The 17856-nt window shown below is 38.4% G+C and carries 16 protein-coding genes; 1 reads left to right on the forward strand and 15 read right to left on the reverse strand.

The genetic code is table 11. The features are described from left to right. Positions 1-97: 97 nt before the first annotated feature. The 3 genes from O0931_RS11575 to O0931_RS11585 form a co-directional block, all read right to left on the reverse strand. On the reverse strand, positions 98-994 hold the full coding sequence (locus O0931_RS11575) for a DUF6263 family protein (protein ID WP_269415743.1): 897 nt from the start codon (positions 992-994) through the stop codon (positions 98-100). A gap of 103 nt (positions 995-1097) precedes the next feature. After that, on the reverse strand, positions 1098-1871 hold the full coding sequence (locus O0931_RS11580; RefSeq protein WP_269415744.1) for a M90 family metallopeptidase: 774 nt from the start codon (positions 1869-1871) through the stop codon (positions 1098-1100). Between the two features lie 87 nt (positions 1872-1958). Then, entirely contained in the window at positions 1959-2984 is a 1026-nt protein-coding gene (locus O0931_RS11585; RefSeq protein ID WP_269415745.1) for a Gfo/Idh/MocA family oxidoreductase, read from the reverse strand. Between the two features lie 105 nt (positions 2985-3089). On the opposite strand from O0931_RS11585, the gene O0931_RS11590 reads away from it, so the two are divergent. Further along, positions 3090-3434 (forward strand): hypothetical protein, encoded by a 345-nt coding sequence (locus tag O0931_RS11590; protein WP_269416259.1) that lies wholly within the window; start codon positions 3090-3092, stop codon positions 3432-3434. Here the strand turns inward: O0931_RS11590 and O0931_RS11595 are convergent. The 12 genes from O0931_RS11595 to O0931_RS11650 form a co-directional block, all read right to left on the reverse strand. Further along, positions 3431-3820, reverse strand: coding sequence for a helix-turn-helix domain-containing protein (locus O0931_RS11595; protein ID WP_269415746.1), 390 nt, complete (start codon positions 3818-3820; stop codon positions 3431-3433). The two genes, O0931_RS11590 and O0931_RS11595, sit on opposite strands and share 4 nt — an antisense overlap. 8 nt (positions 3821-3828) lie before the next feature. Further along, positions 3829-4122 carry a type II toxin-antitoxin system HigB family toxin gene (locus tag O0931_RS11600; protein WP_269415747.1) on the reverse strand — a complete coding sequence of 98 codons (294 nt, stop codon included), beginning with the start codon at positions 4120-4122 and terminating at the stop codon, positions 3829-3831. A 141-nt stretch (positions 4123-4263) separates the two neighbouring features. Further along, on the reverse strand, positions 4264-4941 hold the full coding sequence (locus O0931_RS11605) for a YiaD family glycine zipper/OmpA-like lipoprotein (protein ID WP_269415748.1): 678 nt from the start codon (positions 4939-4941) through the stop codon (positions 4264-4266). A gap of 175 nt (positions 4942-5116) precedes the next feature. Then, a complete protein-coding gene (locus tag O0931_RS11610) occupies positions 5117-5809 on the reverse strand; it encodes an ABC transporter ATP-binding protein (RefSeq protein WP_269415749.1) in 693 nt (230 codons plus the stop codon). 2 nt (positions 5810-5811) lie between these two features. Beyond that, positions 5812-7284, reverse strand: a complete 1473-nt coding sequence (locus O0931_RS11615; RefSeq protein ID WP_269415750.1) for a DUF5687 family protein — start codon at positions 7282-7284, stop codon at positions 5812-5814. Positions 7285-7341: 57 nt separating this feature from the next. Continuing rightward, complete coding sequence (locus O0931_RS11620; protein ID WP_269415751.1) at positions 7342-8622, reverse strand: replication-associated recombination protein A; 1281 nt, start codon at positions 8620-8622, stop codon at positions 7342-7344. Between the two features lie 113 nt (positions 8623-8735). After that, positions 8736-10037: an MFS transporter gene (locus O0931_RS11625; protein ID WP_269415752.1), complete on the reverse strand. Its 1302-nt coding sequence runs from the start codon at positions 10035-10037 to the stop codon at positions 8736-8738. Between the two features lie 149 nt (positions 10038-10186). After that, positions 10187-11443: a serine hydrolase domain-containing protein gene (locus O0931_RS11630; RefSeq protein ID WP_269415753.1), complete on the reverse strand. Its 1257-nt coding sequence runs from the start codon at positions 11441-11443 to the stop codon at positions 10187-10189. Positions 11444-11524: 81 nt separating this feature from the next. Beyond that, positions 11525-14404, reverse strand: a complete 2880-nt coding sequence (locus tag O0931_RS11635; protein WP_269415754.1) for a TonB-dependent receptor domain-containing protein — start codon at positions 14402-14404, stop codon at positions 11525-11527. 14 nt (positions 14405-14418) lie between these two features. Then, positions 14419-15447 carry an alpha/beta hydrolase fold domain-containing protein gene (locus O0931_RS11640; protein WP_269415755.1) on the reverse strand — a complete coding sequence of 343 codons (1029 nt, stop codon included), beginning with the start codon at positions 15445-15447 and terminating at the stop codon, positions 14419-14421. A 4-nt stretch (positions 15448-15451) separates the two neighbouring features. After that, a complete protein-coding gene (locus O0931_RS11645) occupies positions 15452-16285 on the reverse strand; it encodes an alpha/beta hydrolase (protein ID WP_269415756.1) in 834 nt (277 codons plus the stop codon). A 20-nt stretch (positions 16286-16305) separates the two neighbouring features. Next, a complete protein-coding gene (locus O0931_RS11650) occupies positions 16306-17844 on the reverse strand; it encodes a long-chain-fatty-acid--CoA ligase (protein WP_269415757.1) in 1539 nt (512 codons plus the stop codon). Positions 17845-17856: the final 12 nt, after the last annotated feature.

The following is a 17856-nucleotide window of genomic DNA, read 5'->3' on the forward strand; positions in this document are numbered from 1 at the left end:
GCTTCGTCATCCGATAGCTATCGGATCGAGAAGACGACCTTTTTAAAAACCCAAAAAATTAAGATTGCTTCATTAATTGAAACCGGGCGAAGGAAAATTAATTAATCTCCTTGCCAACAATTTTGTTTATACCCTCCAGATCAAAATCAATATCCTGCTCCGAAGCTTTCATTTTACCGTATAACTCGGTTCTGGTATGGCTGTTTAAAATTATACCGGTTCTGATATCAACCTGTGCATCTCCAATGTTCATGCCTTTCAAATCGGTTTGCATTTTGTTGCCCATCGTTTCAAAATTTCCTTTAGAAATTAAACTGCCTTTTATACTTATTGTCGCAACATTATCTTTAACTTCCTTTAATGTATAGGTTGTGATAGCCTCAATGGGCATTGTAATTTGCATTTTAGTATTAACAACCCAACTTTCGCCAATTTTAACTGCTTTATCAGGAAATATTTTTAATGATGATTCCATCGTTTGCCTTATCACTTCTGCGTTAAATTGCTTGCCCAAAGAAAGCTTCATTTGTTTAAGCTGAGCTGTATCAGTCGTCATTTTTGCGGCTATACTATCAACCATTTTATCAACGCCTGAAATAGATTTCACAGTTCCGTTTGATGCTAATAACATACTAAAACCGGCATTTTTTAAGCCAGAAAAAGGATTTGGCTTTCCCGCTTCTTCCTTATCTGAATCTAAAATAAGTTCATTTCCCATGCCAACAGATTTAATTGTTAACCGCTTATAGGTTACCTGAATGGTTTTATCTATTCCTTTCAAACTTTTAATATTAAAAATGTAATCCGTTCCAACATTTTGAATATAACTGATTTCTTTACCATCAATTTTTTGATTAATTATCTGATCGGAATTAATAGCATAGCTGTATTTTTTACCAACAGGATATTCTTGTTTCAAAATATAAGTTTTCTGGCCAAAGGCGCTTAATGATAACAGGCAAAGAATAACTGATAAAATTTTTATTGCTTTCATTGTTTGATTGCTAAACTGATCGCTCGTTTATTGTTTGAAAATTGATTATTGAGCTTTGACTATCGGTTTTTGATTATTGAATTTTGGTAATTGTGATTTATTATTATCCAGCTGGTTGCTGTGCAAAAATACGGCTAAGTTGGTGATATAAGTCAGGGTGTTTGTCTTTCAATAATTCGGGTTTTTCAAAAAAGTATTCTGACACCACAGCAAAAAACTCGGCCTGATTCGTAATTGCGTAAGGGTTAATATCCGATTTATTATCTTCAATTCGTTCCATTTCCTCATGCATCATTTTTACCCACGGTAAAGTATATTCATGGCTCATCAGGTTTTCAGGAATACCGTCCGTTGCCCCGTCAGATTTGTCCAGAAGATGTACAAACTCATGAATTGCCGTGTTTTCTTTACCGGCGCTTTTTGAAAAACCAAGCCTTAAAGCGGAGCGGGATAAAATCATTTGTCCGTTCATATAACCGCTGCCAACCATTCCTTCGATATTTCTTTCACCCCCTTCAAATTGAAAATCTTTATTAAAGGTATCCGGATAAAGCAAAACGCTTGTAAGGTTTTTATATTGCCAATCGTTAAATCCAAATATTGGTATTACCGCACTTGATGCAATTAACAATTCATCTAATGTTGTCATTTCAACGCCAACACCTTCTATTTTTACCGTACTGAAAAATTCTGCGACTTTTTGCTCAAACTTTATTTTATCAGTCGAATCCAGGTGATGGTAATAACTTACATAATCGTTTAAAATCTGCCTGTCCGTTTCAGTTAAGGGCTCAATTGCTGGCTTTTTCTTCCGCAGGATAAAATATAAAGCGATAAGAAAAATCGGGAGCAAATAAGCAAATGGTAATGAATTCATATTTGGTTTTTGAAGAATAATAAATGAGGTTGATAGCCAATGGCTGATAGATTAGGTTACTACATAATGGCTATAAACCATGAGCCACTAACTTTCCAGCATCTCCAGCTGAATGATAACATCTGTTCTCGTAACCGGATAAGGCCTGTTTTCTATTAACGAATGATATACAGCATCAAAAAGTGGCAAATAACTTCCAACCTCAGATGGAATAATTTCTTCCGTTTTATTTCCTTCATTATCAATGGTGGTTAATAAACCATTTTTGCCTGCAGGTTCTATTCCATAACCTTCATCAGTAAGTTTCATCCTGGCAAGTAATTGCTCTTCTTGTATATCGGCCCGTTGTTTAATAAAGCTTCCATAAACCCCATGCAGAACAAAAGCTGCCTGCGGATTTACAACCAGCATGCTCGACGTAACAAATACATTTACGCTATCCGGATAATTTAACTGGATGGTGAAATAGTCATCAACTTCGGTATCCTTTCTGTTTTTACCTAAAACTTTGTGGTAACTTAAGGGTTTTCCGAATAAACTGATTACCTGATCCAAAAGATGCGGACCTAAATCATAAAGTAAACCGCTCGCTTCAATTGCTTTTTCTTTAAAGGCTTTTGGTCCGATAACATTTCTGTATCTATCGTAGCGTAAATGCATTTCATTTAATTTACCCAACTTTCCACTAGCCAGAACTTTCTTTACTGATGCGAAATCACTATCCCAGCGACGGTTTTGATAGAAAAAAATTTGTTTGCCAACCCCATCTGCCAAATCAAATAATTCCTTCGCCTGAGCTGATGTTGCCGTAAATGGTTTTTCGACAAGAATATGTTTACCTTTTTCGAGTGCGGCTTTTGAGTGTTCATAATGCAAGTTATTTGGCGTGTTTATAACAACCAGTTCAATTTCCGAATCATTTAAAAGTTCATCAATACTGTTGTAACTTAAAATATCAGGATAGTCTTTTACCGCATTTTTATTGCTGCGTTCAACAATTGCTTTTAAATTAAAGCCGCTATGGGTACTTAAAAAAGGTGCGTGAAAAACTTTACCCGACATGCCATAGGCTAATAAGCCTGCTGTAATTGTTTTATTTGAATTTGTACTCATAGCTTATAAATGTAACCAAAAATACAATTATGATTTAATCTTAAGCGCTAAACCATAAACCTTTTACCTTATGGCTTAAACCTTTTTACACTATCTTTGCAGAATATGAAACCGTCGGAGATTAACAGCAAGTGGAAAATTTTACAAGAAAGAATTTCTAAAGAATTTGATTCAGATTTCCCTGATTTAAAAGTGATGCTTTTTCTTATTGGTGTACAGGAATTAGGAAAAGGGCCTAAAAAATACAGCAAGCGACAAAAAGAAGAATTAATGCATATTGCAACATGCCGATTATTAAGTGAAATGGGTTTTTACGAACTGGAGGGTTTGGATCAGGATGGCTGGCCACACTGGAAACTGGTTAAGGCGATTCCACCTTATACTATGCTTGAACAGGAATTGCTGATGAAATCGCTGGTGGTGAGTTACTTTGAAGATATTTATTCTTAAACACACTCTAAAAGAAAATCACCACTAATACCTAACTTATTGTGCAAAGCCTTCAGAAACAATACATCGGGTTCTCGCTTGCCACTTAATATTTGTGAAAGTTTTGGAGCGCCTAAACCAAGCATTTTAGCCAATTTAACCTGATTGATATTTAATTCCTCTATTTTACGCTGAACTACTGCATTTATGGTTAATGGCAATGGCATTAATTTTAAAACATTATCTTCATATTTTTCAGCCAATAAACTAAGTTTTTCGAGTTCATTAGTTTCTAGTTCAGATAATGAATGAAACCCGCCACCAGCTGTAGCCTTAGCTATAAATCCTTCAATTAAGTTCATAACTGAATCGTATTGTGTTTCATTTCTAATCTTATCAATCATCATTACAAAATTTAAATTGTTGAGCAATCTACCTTATCATACTCACTATGAGTACCAACAAAACGAATATAGATTGTACGCTTATCAAAAAATATCATGGCAATAATTCTAAAATCGTTTCCTTTTATATTGAATACGTACCTATCATTACCTATATAATCAACGCTGTTAAAGCTTTTTTTAATATCAGCAAATTTATTCCAATCAGCTTTTTTGGTAATTTCATACCAGTTATTTAATGGAATAGCTGATGATGGATACTTCTCTGCAAATAACGAAAGTGTTTTTTTGATTAGTATTACCATTATTCAAAGATATTGTTTTTATAAGAAATTTCAAATAATGAAATAAATTTCAATAACCGAAATTAATAAATAAAAAAACCCCGATGTTTTGCATCGGGGTTGGATATATAATGACCTCATAGGTAGAGGGAATTTGCTATATTAGCCTTGTTTTTGTGCCGTACTTTTTAATGCATCGTTTGCAACGATTACAATTTCTACACGACGGTTAGCCGCACGACCTGCATCGGTTTCATTATCAGCAATCGGCTCAGAAAAACCTTTACCAATAGTTACCAATCTTGAAGATGGCACCCCTTGAGAAACTGCATAAGCTTTAACAGCTGCGGCTCTTCTTTCTGATAAACCTTGATTATACTGTTCAGTACCACGGCTATCGGTATGGCCGATAATTTTAATATCTGTATCAGGGTATTGATTTAATGAAGCTGCTAAACTTTGAACATTTGCTTTAGCTGCATCTTTTAAAGCTGTTTTATCGAAGTCGAATAAAATACCACTATCAAATTTTACAATTATACCTTCACCCTCACGGATAACTTCTGCATTTGGAATTGCTTTTTGAATCTCAGCTGCCTGTCTATCCATTCTACGACCGATAAATGCACCGGCTGTACCACCAATGGCACCACCAATTAATGCACCAACAGCTGTGTTACCAGCTTTTTTACCGATTAATGCACCAACAACCCCACCAGCAGCAGCACCGATACCAGCACCTTTTTGTGTTTTAGTTAAGCTATCACAGCTTTGAAATGCCATTGAACCAACCGCTAATCCTATACTTAATGTTGCTATTTTTACTTTTGAAATACTCATAATAATTTAGGTTTAATTTCCTGCGATTCTATATTCAAACACAATGCCAAAAATCAAAAGCCTGATATTTTAATTTTATTTATCTGCAATAGAGCCAGGAAGAATATTTTCCAATAACAAAAAAGCGTCCTGACAAACCAAAACGCTTTTATTGTATTATTATTAGTACGAAGTATTATGCTGAGAAATAACTCTCTAATTCCTTTAGCGTATTTTCGTCCGTTTTAAAATCTTTTATTACGCTGCCTTTTTCAACGAGAATAATCCGGTTACAAACATCTGTAACGTGATTTAAATCATGGCTCGAAATAAATGTCGTCATCCTTCCACTTTGTGCTTTTAATAGATTTTTCAACCTGATTTGAGTGGTGGGGTCTAAGTTTGCAAATGGTTCATCCAGAATCAAGATTTCAGGTTTTTGCATTAATGCCGCAGCAATACCAACCTTTACCTGGTTTCCCTTACTAAAGTCGCGGATGTATTTGCCACTGTTTAATATTTCGCCATTAAAAAATTCTCCATATTGTGTAAGGTAAGCAGAAACATCCGCAACACTTAAATTGTGTAAACTACCGATAAAGATGAAATATTCTTCAGGTGTTAAATAATCAATCAGAAACCCTTCATCTAAAAAAGATGCAGTGTAATTTTTCCAATTATCATTTTGCATTACATGCTCTCCTTTTGATAAAACCTCGCCCTGTGTTGGACGGATTAAATCCAAAAGCATCCGGAAGAAGGTTGTTTTACCCGCCCCGTTGTTTCCAACTAAGCCAACCGTTTCGCCGGCCTCAATATGTAAATCTTCTATGTTTACAACGATTTTATCGCCATAAACTTTTTGTAAATTTTTAACTTCTAAAATCATAATTATTCTCTAAAGCCTTCGGCTATTTTATAACGTTGTAATTCAAGTCTTTTCGCAATATAGTTTACCCAAAAGCCACGCATAAGTAACATGGCAAGACCAAAAATAGATACCGCTATTAAACCCCAGTAAGGTTTATTAAGCATTCCAAAAGGAATATATATTAAAATTGGGGTTAATGCATACGGGAACATTAAAAGCCATTGGGTTGCGCCTGTTCCCTGGTAATTAAAACTTGCAGCTTTGGTAATATCTAAACGCTTATAATTTAATGTGGCAAGGTAAAGAACCACTACCGTACCAAAACCGACATTGTATAAGTAAGCCGCCAAATGGAGCAGTAAAAGCTTAGGACTTAAAAAACCATAAAAACTGGCAAGCAAGGTGATAACCGTACAGCCGATTGTGAAAAGTAAAAACTTGGCTTTAATAAAATCTTTAAAGTTGATTTTGTTGGCTAATATTCCATCAAAATGAGCGCTCTGCCATGCAAACATAAACTGACCGTAAATGATGATGGAGATTCCGGTCATAAAAATGGCGCCGAACATCATTTGGCCGAAGGCGTCGCTGTTAATTGCTTTTTCTTTATAAAAGATAAATCCATAAAACAAGAAAAAGAAGCCCATAATCACTGAAGAACGAGGTCTCTTATGACGAAGAATCAATTTCAGTTCTAAAGCGGCAAGTTCGCCTACTTTGCCAAAACGATTCAGAAAAGCATAATCCGTACTCGCCTTTTTTTCCTGTTTGCTACCCAGTTCTTCCGTATATAAGTTTTTGCGAAGGAAGGCAGCGTTTATATAGAAAATAGCAATAGCCGCCAATGTAAAAGCAAAACCAATATACGGCGCAGAAGCAATGGCTTTAAAAACATAATCGGATGCAGCCATTACTGAAATTACCTTATAATATTCCAGCGCAGCGAAAGCAGCAAAAATGATTAATCCTGAAAGCGTGTAAAGCACATTGCTAATTGATTTTCTTTTAATATACAGCGTCAGATAATTATTAAAAACCGATAAGGACAGTATTGTAACGATGTACATTAAGGTAACAAAAACACCATAGGTTGGTGCAATTTTCATAAAGCAGAATGGCCAGAATAAAAAAAACGGCCATAGGTTAAATACCGAAAACAAGGCTTTAACATTCAGAAAATTAATAATTTTACTTCTTGAAATCCGAAGGTGCAGATAAGGAATAATGCTTAGAGTGGGCAACTCCTGCAACTGTAAACGCATAATAAAATCGAAAGCAAAATAATAGAGTATTAGCCCGTTAAAGCTTTTGATAACATCCTGATTTGGGAAAACTTTTGGCAAAAGAAATTGCATTCCGAAACCGGCACCAAGGGCCAGAACAAGAAAGTAAAGCATAAAAAAGCCTAAAACGATTTGCCCGGCAATACTGCTGCCCCTGTTCCGCGAACGCCAGAATGATTTCCATTGATGGCTTAAAAAAGTATTCAACATCTGTAGTTTAGGTATTAGTTCTTATAATTAGTATTTGTTTTGGTTAAAATGTTACACCTAATAATTGTATTTATTTTTCCAGTTTTGTTTTAGCTTTTCCCTCAGTTTTTCTTCGGCGGGATTTTTACCCGGATCGTATAGTTTGGTTCCGCTGATTTCATCAGGCAAATATTCCTGGGCCTCGAAATTACCTTCATAGTTATGCGAATATTTGTAATCCTTTCCATAGCCTACATTTTTCATCAGTTTGGTTGGCGCATTACGGATGTGTAACGGAACCGGCAAATTGCCGGTTTGTTTAACCAAAGCCTGGGCCTGATTTATGGCTTCGTAAGCTGCATTACTTTTCGCGGAGCTGGCTAAATAAGTTACGCATTGCGATAGAATAATCCGTGCCTCTGGATAACCAATAACATTTACCGCAGTAAAACAATTATTCGCCAACAGCAATGCGTTTGGATTGGCATTTCCAATATCTTCTGAAGACAGAATCAATAACCTTCGGGCAATAAATAAGGGGTCTTCGCCACCTTCAATCATTCTCGCCAGCCAATACACTGCAGCATTCGGGTCGCTGCCGCGAATGGATTTAATAAACGCTGAAATGATATCGTAATGTTGTTCGCCCGCTTTATCATACAGCGCTAAGTTCTGCTGTGCGTGTGCAAGCACATTCTCATTGGTTAAGCTGATTTTATTCCCACCAATACCGTTAACGGCTATTTCCAGCACATTTAAAAGTTTGCGGGCGTCGCCACCACTTAAGCGAATTAGCGCCTCGTGTTCTTTAATCGTTATCTTCTTTTCGGAAAGTATCGGATCTTTCTTTATTGCGGTTTGCAATAACCCGGCAAGCTCATCTTCAGTTAATGATTTTAAAATATACACCTGGCAGCGGGAAAGTAAAGCCGAAATCACCTCGAAAGAAGGGTTTTCGGTAGTCGCACCAATTAGTGTAACCAAACCACGTTCTACAGCGCCCAGCAAACTATCCTGCTGTGATTTGCTGAAACGATGGATTTCATCAATGAATAAAATCGGCAAACCCAGGAAACTGTCTTTTAAAGCAGCTGCTTTATCGATTACATCACGAATGTCTTTAACGCCACTATTAATTGCACTGAGGTTAAAAAAAGGCCGTTCTAAAGCCTGTGAAATAATGTACGCCAATGTTGTTTTGCCAACACCCGGCGGCCCCCAGAAAATCATAGACGGTAACTGACCGCTTTCTATTGCCTTACGTAAAACTGCTCCTGTGCCTACCAAATGTTTTTGCCCCACATATTCGTCTAAATTTTGGGGGCGCATTCTTTCGGCTAACGGGGCTTGATTTTGCATAATGGTAAATATAGTAAATTGAAATTTGCCTAATCCGGTTTTACTATAAATTTTAGTTTTCTGCCGTTTTTTACAAAATCCTCAAATCCAGAAATTCTTAAATTCTGGTTAGTTTAATCCTCTATCTTCGAATGGTGCTTGGTATCTTTCATTGTTGTATATAAAATCAATGATATCAAAATACAACCTGTAACATACCAGTAAAAATAATGCTCATGACCAATATTTTTAAACCAGAGCGCTAAGTATTCTGCCGTTCCGCCGAATATGGCAACCGTTAAAGCATAAGGTAGTCCTACACCTAAAGCCCTGATTTCTGCGGGAAACAACTCGGCTTTTACAACCGCATTAATGCTCGTATAACCACTGACAATGATTAATGCCGCAATCATCAGCAAGAAAATTATTGATGTATTGGTTTCATTAGCCAAACCTGTTAAAATCGGAAACGTACACAAAGTACCTAAAATGCCAAAGCCAATTAACAATGGTTTTCTTCCGATTTTATCGGATAATAAACCAAACAAAGGTTGCATGACGGCAAAAACCAAAAGTGAAATAAAGGATAAGGTAGTTGAAGTTTCTTTACTGAGATGAACGGTGTTTACCAGAAACTTTTGCATGTAAGTACTAAAGGTGTAAAAAGCAATTGTTCCGCCCAATGTTAATCCGACAACCGTGAATACTTCTTTTGGATACTTCATGAGTACGGCTATTCCGCCTTTCTTTTTCTCTTTGCTTTTAAACGCTGATGTTTCATCGATATGTCTTCTTAAATAAAGCGCGATAAAAGAAAGAACTGCACCAATAAAGAAAGGGATTCGCCAGCCCCAGTTATGCAACTCAGCCGGTGTTAAAAGCCAGTTCTGTAAAATTAGCTGAATACCCAAGGCCAGTAACTGACCGCCGATTAAGGTTACATATTGAAAACTTGAATAAAAACCCCTGTGCTTTTTTGTGGCCATTTCACTTAAGTATGTAGCCGATGTTCCATACTCACCGCCTGTACTTAAACCCTGAATTAACCTGGCAAAAACCAGTAATAAAGGAGCTGCAATTCCGATTTGCTTATATCCGGGTGTTGAACCAATAATTAACGAACCAATCGCCATAATTAAAACGGAAAGGGTCATCGATTTTTTTCGTCCAAGCTTATCCGCAATACTGCCGAATAGCCAACCGCCAATTGGCCGCATTAAAAACCCTACTGCAAAAATACCAGCGGTATCTAAAAGCTGTGCCGTTGGATCACTGTTCGGGAAAAATACAGGAGAAAAATACAAAGCAAAAGCAGAATAAGTGTACCAATCGTACCATTCGACCAGGTTGCCAACCGACCCGCCAAAAATAGATTTTAACCGATATTTTAATTCGTTAATTTCTTCAGGCTGGAAATCCTTCGATGTTTTATTCATGCTTTATTAAATGAGTACTTTTGAATCGGTAAATTTAATCACAACGTGCCATCTGGTTAAGTAAGCTGGCAAGATACCATGCGACTAATTGATTTGCAAAAAGTTATTCATTTAAAATTCAATCCTTCTAATCATTTCAGGTACAAATATTATTTCAATGCCTGGTAAACCAATACTTTATATTTATCGGCGAGTTCGCTATGTTTAAAAGGCCATTGTTGTAAAAATATAAGCCCCGAGAGTTTTTCTTTAGGGTCGGCCCAGTAATTGGTTCCAAAGAAACCTCCCCAAGACAGACTTCCTTCAGATACACCCAGCCGGGCATTTCCTTTTGAAGTTGTGATTTGAAAACCTAATCCGAATTTATCATCGCCCAGTGATATATCTCCAATCTGGTTTTTAGTCATGATTTCAATGGTATGCCTGGCCAGCAGTTGCTTACCCTGATAAACGCCACCATTAATGAAAAGCTGTAAAAAAGCAGCATAATCAGTTATGGTTGATACCAATCCGGCACCGCCTGCAAAATAACCATTATTGTTAACCGGATAATCTATCGTACTGCCAGGAAAGGTATTATTTAGCCATAAAATCGGTTTTCGGGTATCGGCATCTTCGGTGTAAACCGCTGCCAGCCTTGCTCTTTTAGCTTCCGGCAAATGAAAATAGGTATCTTTCATCTCAAGCGGACCAAATATTCTTTGTGCAAAAAACTTATCCAATGGTAAGCCCGATGCGATTTCTACGAGTCGGCCTAAAACATCGATACTTAAGCTGTAATTAAACCTTTCGCCCGGGTTGTATTCCAGTGGCAAAGTTCCAAGCTTGTTTATAGCATCTGCCAAAAGTTGTTTGTGATTGGAAAATCCGGCCTGAATGCCGGCTTTAGCATAAATAGCTTTCATTTTTGCTGAACCGATTTGTGCATAACCTATGCCTGATGTATGGGTAAGCAAATCTCTGATGGTGATTTCCCTCTTGGCCGGCACAGCTGTATAGCTACTGTCTTTTTCATTAAACTTATCAAGCAATTTTGGATTGGCAAATGAGGGAATGTACTTTGAAATCGGATCATCGAGCAGAAACTTTCCTTCTTCCCATAACATCATTACGGCGGTGCTTGTTATGGCTTTTGTTTGAGAGGCAATGCGAAAAATAATGTCTTTTTGCATTGGTTTGCCCTTTTCCTTATTATCCATGCCAAAGGCCTTGTAATATGCCGGTTTTCCATCCTTCATGACCAGACACACCGCCCCAACAATCCAATTGCTATCAATATAACTTTTTACAACATTATCTATCCGTGCCAGCCTTTCGGGGTTAAAGCCATTCGAAGGTGTAATTTGTTGTGCTTTTGCAGATAAAATACTTAGGGAAATGGTAATGATGAGCAATATGCGTTTCATAACAAAGGGGGGTATAATTAATTAAAAGATAGCAATAAGTCTCCGGGAATATCCCGGAGAACTTAATGAGGCGTAGATTAATTAAAACTTATAAGATGCGGTCAGGTAAAATGCCCTTGGCGGATTAGATATTGTAAAATAAGGTGTGTTGTTTGCAACGGCAGCATCAAACTGCGCTTTATTGAAACTTCCTGCCCCGGTTAGCTGTGTAATCAGATTGCCTGGTCTTGCCCAACTCATCACCTGATAATTATTAAACAGGTTATTTACATTTGCACTAAGGGTAATTTTACGGCTCAAATTGTAACCTGCACCCATGTCAAAATTAGAAAATGACGGTAGGTAAAAAACATTGGGCGCATTGGCTTGTCTTTTACCAAGGTAAGACCAGGTAACGAATACATATAATTTATTAATGTGATAAGTTGGTGTAAGTCTTGAAATGATTCTGGCATTGTTATCTGTTTCATTGCCTGAGTAAGAGATTTTAGTATCATCTGCAATACCCGGGTTATTTGCAACCCAGTAATCGGCCTCAACAATTTTCGAACGCTGAAAAGTAGCAACGGCTTTAAGACTTAAATTTTTGGTTATCGTATAATCACCTTCTATCTCAATACCAAAAGTACGGTATTTGCTATACAACGATGGTGTGGTATAAAGTGTTCCATCGGCGTTTGTAAATATGGCGGCATTGGGTACGCCACTTAAAACACTATAAAAAGGGGTTACAAACAAATCAAGGTTTTTTCTGCGTGCTTTAAGCCCAAGTTCTAATTGCTCGGTTGTGCGAACTTCAGGATTTAGCAAGGCAACTGTTTCAGGTCGGTTTGCAGCAAAATAAACATCCATATCCGGCGATTTCTTGCCCCTCGAATAACGGGTATAAATGGCGGTATTATCGTTAAATTTATAGTTTAAAGCACCAGAAAAGGAAAAAGTGTTTAACCGCCTGTCAAAGGCAACCGAGGTAATTCTATCGAGTGTATTATTGTTATAGAATGTTTTTATGTCGTTATCTGTGCCACCTTGTACACCGGTTTTAAAATAGGTCCGCTGGTTAAAAGCCGTTACTTTTGCTGTTTCAAAACGTCCCCCCCAATCGAAAGTTAATTTTGGGCTTAGATTCCAGGTTTGACCTAAAAAAAATGCATACTGGGCTTGTGTAACGCTGAAATCAAGGAAACCACCGGTATCGCCATTGGCCTGTGCAATACCGTCGGCATTGGTTACCTGGTGTATACCTGTTGTTCCGCCCAATGTTGCGCCGGTAAATGTTAAGGAGGTTAATCGTGGTCTGTCTTCAATGGTGCCTAATGCAACGCCATCAATACCTGAATAGCGGTGTGCTTTAGATCTGCCATAGTACATACCGGCATTAAAGCTCATATTCTTAAACCGCTTGTTTAAGGTAAACTGATTAATTACCTCGTTTACCTGATTTTCATAAGTGCCTAAAATTGAAAAGTAAATGGAATGCGGGCTTACGCTTTGGCCGGGCAGAATATCTTTCGCGATGCTATAAGATGGCAAACCGCCTGCACCCGCCGTGGCATTTACGCTCATTAATTCTTCACCCGTTTTAGCATCTTTAAAAGAATAATTACCAAAACCTAAACCGGTAAGTCCCGACAGGAGTGCATAAGTTGTTAAATCCGTTCCACTCATAATTGATGCATTGGTGGTGCTGTAATGAATGTCATTTTCAGAATAACGGAACGCATTGGTAATCGACCAGTTGTCGCCCAGTTTTTGTTCCCAAACGGCACCAACCGATTTGTATTTACTCTTAACCAGGTTGGAAGGATTTAATGAGATTGTTCCTCCGCCAATGTATCTTGGTGATGTAAATTCAAATTTGGGCATTAAAATCGTCGAAAATATATCAAAACCCTGACTTGGTTTAGGGTCGGAAAAACTATTGGTGGGTAGCAGTTGTACATAGCCATTTCTATCGTTCAGGTATTTCCCGATAATTTTCAGTGAACCGGTTTTATAGGTTTTTAAAATATTGGCTTTGATTTGCCCGCCCTTATTTATCGGATAGCCCGGATAGCGACCACTTTGATCATACCTGTAAAAACCACCTACATTAAAAAACCAGTTGTCTTTTATCGGTCCTCCGAAATCGACATCGAACCGTGCCAATGGGTTGCCACCATCCCTCCCCTGGAAACCATATTTTGTTCTCACTTCGCCTTCGAATGTATTTCCACCGGTTTTGGAAACATAGTTAAAAATTCCACCGGGTGCATTTGCTGCAGTAACCGAGGCTGTTCCACCACGTACGGCCTCTAACCTCGCCAGGGTTGCATCCGGGCGAAGGAAAAAATCCGGACCATAACTAAAATAGGTTATGTTTGTTACCGGGATACCATCTTCCTGCATAGAAACATATTCGTAGCCAAAGCTTCCATCCTGCGAACCGGCGGTTATACCGCGTGAGGCCACACTATTTCTAATTTCACCATTTGATGAGTTTACAAACACGCCCGGTGCATTCTTTAACAAATCTGCAGCACTAGCGGGAACTATCCTATCTATCTGAGCACTGTTTATGGTGGTAATAGCCACAGAAGCATCAATACGTTTACGTTTATCGAAAGCCCCGGTTACCACAACCTCATCCATTGTATTGACGGCTGGATTTAAGGTAATGTTGGTTTTGCTATTCACATCAAGCCTGATTTCTTTTAATGAATAACCTAAAAAAGAAATGATAACAACTTCTTTCTGGCCGGCAATATTTGTGAAAATAAATGCTCCGCTCTGGTCGGTTGTGGTTGTTTTTCCACTTGTTTTAAGTTTTACAGTAGCTCCGGCGATGCCATTTCCCTGCTCATCCTTAACAATCCCGGAGATTGTATTTGTTTGCGCCATACAAATGCTGATGCTCAACAAAAATAGTAAAAGCATAAAGAGGCTCTTGCCTGGCCGTTTGTGTAGTCGTTTTGGTTTCATATCTTCATTTTTAGTTATTGGTTCAATAGTTTATTTGCCATGTAGTACAGTTCGGTATTTGCTCTTTCTGGTACAAATCCATGCGGATAACCTGCATAATTATGTACTTCGGTATAAATGCCCGCTTCTATCAGTCTTTTGGCATACAGCAGTCCTCCGTCTCGTAAAGGATCTACACCACAGGTTAAAATATAGGTTGGGGGTATGTTTTTTAGATCTTTTGCCAATCCGGGCAAAGCATAATCCGGTACATTTTTATATTGTTTTTCGCCTAGATAAAGTTTAAGGTATTTGGTTAAATCGGCTCCTTTTAAAGCAGGAATATTCCGGTATTCTATAACAGATACATGTGTGGTATCCAAATCAGACGGTGGAAAAACAAGCAGTTGTGCCTTAATTTTTGGGCCTTTTTCTGCCCGGGCTTTAAGTACAATACTTCCGGCTATTGCCGCACCAGCACTACCGCCACCAACACCAACCTTGGTGGTATCAATTCCATATTTACCGGCCTGGTTAATACCCCAAAGTAAGGTTGCATAGCCATCGTTTACACCTGCCGGAAAAATATTTTCAGGCGCCAAACGGTAATCAACCGAAATAACCACCACTTTCGAGCGAATGGCCATTGTTGCACAAGCCTGATGATCGCTGGTTAGGTTTCCGGCTACAAAACCACCTCCATGAAACCAAACCAGTAAGGGTATGTTTCCCGCAGAAAATTTAGGACGGTAAATACGAACAGGCACCAGGGGGTCGTTCTTGTCAAGCCCCGGAATGGATAAGTCCATTACCTCAACACTATCGGCATTTTTTAATTTTGGCAACGGCCTTGCTTTGTCAGCTTTTCTGGCGCTGGCGATAAATGCATCATCAAACTTGGATATAGGGCCAAAGGCCAGCATCTTTATTTCGGGAGATAAACGAAGACTTACTTCAGTTGGGGTAAGCGGTTTTACACTTGTTTTTGATGCCTTTTTTTGCTGTGCAAAAGTTGTAACAGCAATAAAAAGAAAGGATAGTGAGAGCATGCCTAATTTTTTCATAAGTTTATTTTTTTTGTCCGTATTTTTTTATAAAAGCCACTGCGGCCTTGTATAATGCTAATTTTTCTATTGGTTTTTTATCAAGGTCGTGCGCCAGCCCCGGCACTTGTATAAATTCTACAGCTGCTTTTTTACTGCGTAACTTTTCCGCTAATTGTTGCGACTGGCGAATCTGAACAACCGGATCAATTACGCCATGAGCGATAAACGTGGGTATGTTTTTAGCGTATGTTATGGGGCTTGCAAGTGCAAAACTTTCGGGAACATGTTTTACATCGGTAAAGCGATTGCCGGCTATTTTTTCGACTAAACCCATTAAATTAGCTTTAATGCAATAGTTTAAGGTACTGGTATCGGTAAAATTAGTTGGTCCGCTAAAATCGACAATGGCGTTAATTTTTTTTGAAGAGGTGTAGCCATATAATAAGGCCAGGTGAGCGCCCGAACTAAAACCGGCAGTGCTGAAGCCATCCGCACGCGTATTCCATTTTGCAGCATTTTTTACGCAGTAATTTGCTGCCTGATCGATATCTTCGAGTATTTGTTTATAATGTATTGTCGAATCATTGGCATACCTGTGGTTTAGATTTACAGATGCTATGCCTTGTTTTAGCAGGTATTCCTGAAAATCCCTTACATACTCTTTTCCGGCCTGTACCCAGGCACCGCCATGTATTAAAATAACAAAAGGTGTTTTAGGTGTAACATCTGGCGGGAGATACAAGTCTAGTCTGTTTCGCTCAAAATTGCCATATTTCAAATCGGTTTGTCTAACCGTATCTTTTTGGGCTAATGCAGCTGTTGAGCTCATCAACAGGAAAATAAAAAATTTAATCATGCTTTTCTTTACCATAACATTTACATATTTCTGAGTTCTTTTTTCAATAACTTCCCGGTTGCGGTCATTGGTAAGCTCGTACAAAATTCAACCATACGGGGGTATTTATATGATGCGAGTCGTTCCTGGCACCATACTATTATTTCTTCGGCCCTTACTTTTTGCCCTTCTTTAAGTATGATAAAGGCTTTTACCTCTTCGCCCAGTTTATCATGAGGTAAACCAATTACAGCCACCAGTGATACGGCAGGATGCTTCATTATAACCTCCTCAATTTCCCTGGGGTAAACATTCATACCACCCCGTATGATCATATCCTTTAACCTGTCTACAATAAAATAGAATCCATCTTCATCTTTTATGGCGATATCCCCGGAGTGCATCCAGCCGTTTTTAATTACTTCGCTCGTGTCTTCAGGTTTGCGGTAGTAGCCTTTCATCACATTGTGTCCTTTAAAAATCAGTTCTCCTTTTATTCCCGACGGCAATTCTTCACCATTGCTTCCAACTATCTTCACTTTTACGCCCCATACTGCCGTTCCGATGGAGCCGGGTTTTTTACCCACCCGTAAATCATTAAAAGTAACTACCGGGGCACCTTCGCTCATTCCGTAACCCTCTAAAATTTGTACGCCAAACCGTTTTTCAAAACCATTGAGTACGGCCAGCGGTAAAGAAGCACCTCCCGAAATACAAAGCCGGAGGCTTTTAATAATAGCCTCATCTTGTATTTCGGGGTGTTGTATGTTTAATAATGCCCAGTACATGGTTGGCACACCGGCAAAAAGGGTTACTTTGTAGGTTGTTAGGTGCTCAATGATTTCCTTTGCTTCAAATTTTGGCACCAGGATACTGTGTGCTGCCTTATAAAGTCCGGCATTTAACAAAACCGTCATTCCGAAAATATGGAACAATGGCAATACCACAAGCTGTACATCACTTGTGCTAACGGAAAACAGATCAGAAGAAAGTACTGCATTGCAAAAAAGATTTGAATGCGTTAATTCTGCACCTTTAGGTTTACCGGTTGTTCCTGAAGTATAAATAATGACAGCAGTATCGTCTGCAGATGTTGTGTAGGAATCAAAGTTTGCAGATTGTCCCTCAAGCAACTCTTGTATAGTATAGGTGTTTTTACCAACCGGTTTATCTTCACCAATTAAAACAAAGTTTTTGCAGCCAGGTACTTTGTTAAACGCCTCCCGGCCAAAATCGCCGATGGGAAGGGTTTGGCTGCCTTTGAAACAGAAATAGGTATTTGCTTCGCAATCTTCGAGGTGGTATTTTATTTCATCTGCTTTAAGCAATATATTTAAGGGAACCACTACCGCACCGGTTTTTAGCGCCGCATAATAGATAACCGGAAACCAGATACAGTTTGGGCAAGATATGGCAACCTTATGGCCTGGCTTTATACCGATTTCATTTAAGCCATTGGCCAGGTTATTTGCCAGCGCATTAACTTCACTGAAGGTAAAACTCGAATTTGCAAAACTAAAAGCAGGATTGGAGCCGAACTTAATGGCACTATCCTCCATAAGCACAGATAAGTTTAACATACATCACTTGGT

Source organism: Pedobacter rhodius (assembly GCF_027213645.1).
Lineage (GTDB): Bacteria > Bacteroidota > Bacteroidia > Sphingobacteriales > Sphingobacteriaceae > Pedobacter > Pedobacter rhodius.

Bases quoted from the DNA above. Each gene is read 5' to 3' on its own strand.
- O0931_RS11575 (WP_269415743.1), bottom strand. From the start codon at position 994: ATGAAAGCAATAAAAATTTTATCAGTTATTCTTTGCCTGTTATCATTA.
- O0931_RS11580 (WP_269415744.1), bottom strand. From the start codon at position 1,871: ATGAATTCATTACCATTTGCTTATTTGCTCCCGATTTTTCTTATCGCT.
- O0931_RS11585 (WP_269415745.1), bottom strand. From the start codon at position 2,984: ATGAGTACAAATTCAAATAAAACAATTACAGCAGGCTTATTAGCCTAT.
- O0931_RS11590 (WP_269416259.1), top strand. From the start codon at position 3,090: ATGAAACCGTCGGAGATTAACAGCAAGTGGAAAATTTTACAAGAAAGA.
- O0931_RS11595 (WP_269415746.1), bottom strand. From the start codon at position 3,820: ATGATGATTGATAAGATTAGAAATGAAACACAATACGATTCAGTTATG.
- O0931_RS11600 (WP_269415747.1), bottom strand. From the start codon at position 4,122: ATGGTAATACTAATCAAAAAAACACTTTCGTTATTTGCAGAGAAGTAT.
- O0931_RS11605 (WP_269415748.1), bottom strand. From the start codon at position 4,941: ATGAGTATTTCAAAAGTAAAAATAGCAACATTAAGTATAGGATTAGCG.
- O0931_RS11610 (WP_269415749.1), bottom strand. From the start codon at position 5,809: ATGATTTTAGAAGTTAAAAATTTACAAAAAGTTTATGGCGATAAAATC.
- O0931_RS11615 (WP_269415750.1), bottom strand. From the start codon at position 7,284: ATGTTGAATACTTTTTTAAGCCATCAATGGAAATCATTCTGGCGTTCG.
- O0931_RS11620 (WP_269415751.1), bottom strand. From the start codon at position 8,622: ATGCAAAATCAAGCCCCGTTAGCCGAAAGAATGCGCCCCCAAAATTTA.
- O0931_RS11625 (WP_269415752.1), bottom strand. From the start codon at position 10,037: ATGAATAAAACATCGAAGGATTTCCAGCCTGAAGAAATTAACGAATTA.
- O0931_RS11630 (WP_269415753.1), bottom strand. From the start codon at position 11,443: ATGAAACGCATATTGCTCATCATTACCATTTCCCTAAGTATTTTATCT.
- O0931_RS11635 (WP_269415754.1), bottom strand. From the start codon at position 14,404: ATGAAACCAAAACGACTACACAAACGGCCAGGCAAGAGCCTCTTTATG.
- O0931_RS11640 (WP_269415755.1), bottom strand. From the start codon at position 15,447: ATGAAAAAATTAGGCATGCTCTCACTATCCTTTCTTTTTATTGCTGTT.
- O0931_RS11645 (WP_269415756.1), bottom strand. From the start codon at position 16,285: ATGATTAAATTTTTTATTTTCCTGTTGATGAGCTCAACAGCTGCATTA.
- O0931_RS11650 (WP_269415757.1), bottom strand. From the start codon at position 17,844: ATGTTAAACTTATCTGTGCTTATGGAGGATAGTGCCATTAAGTTCGGC.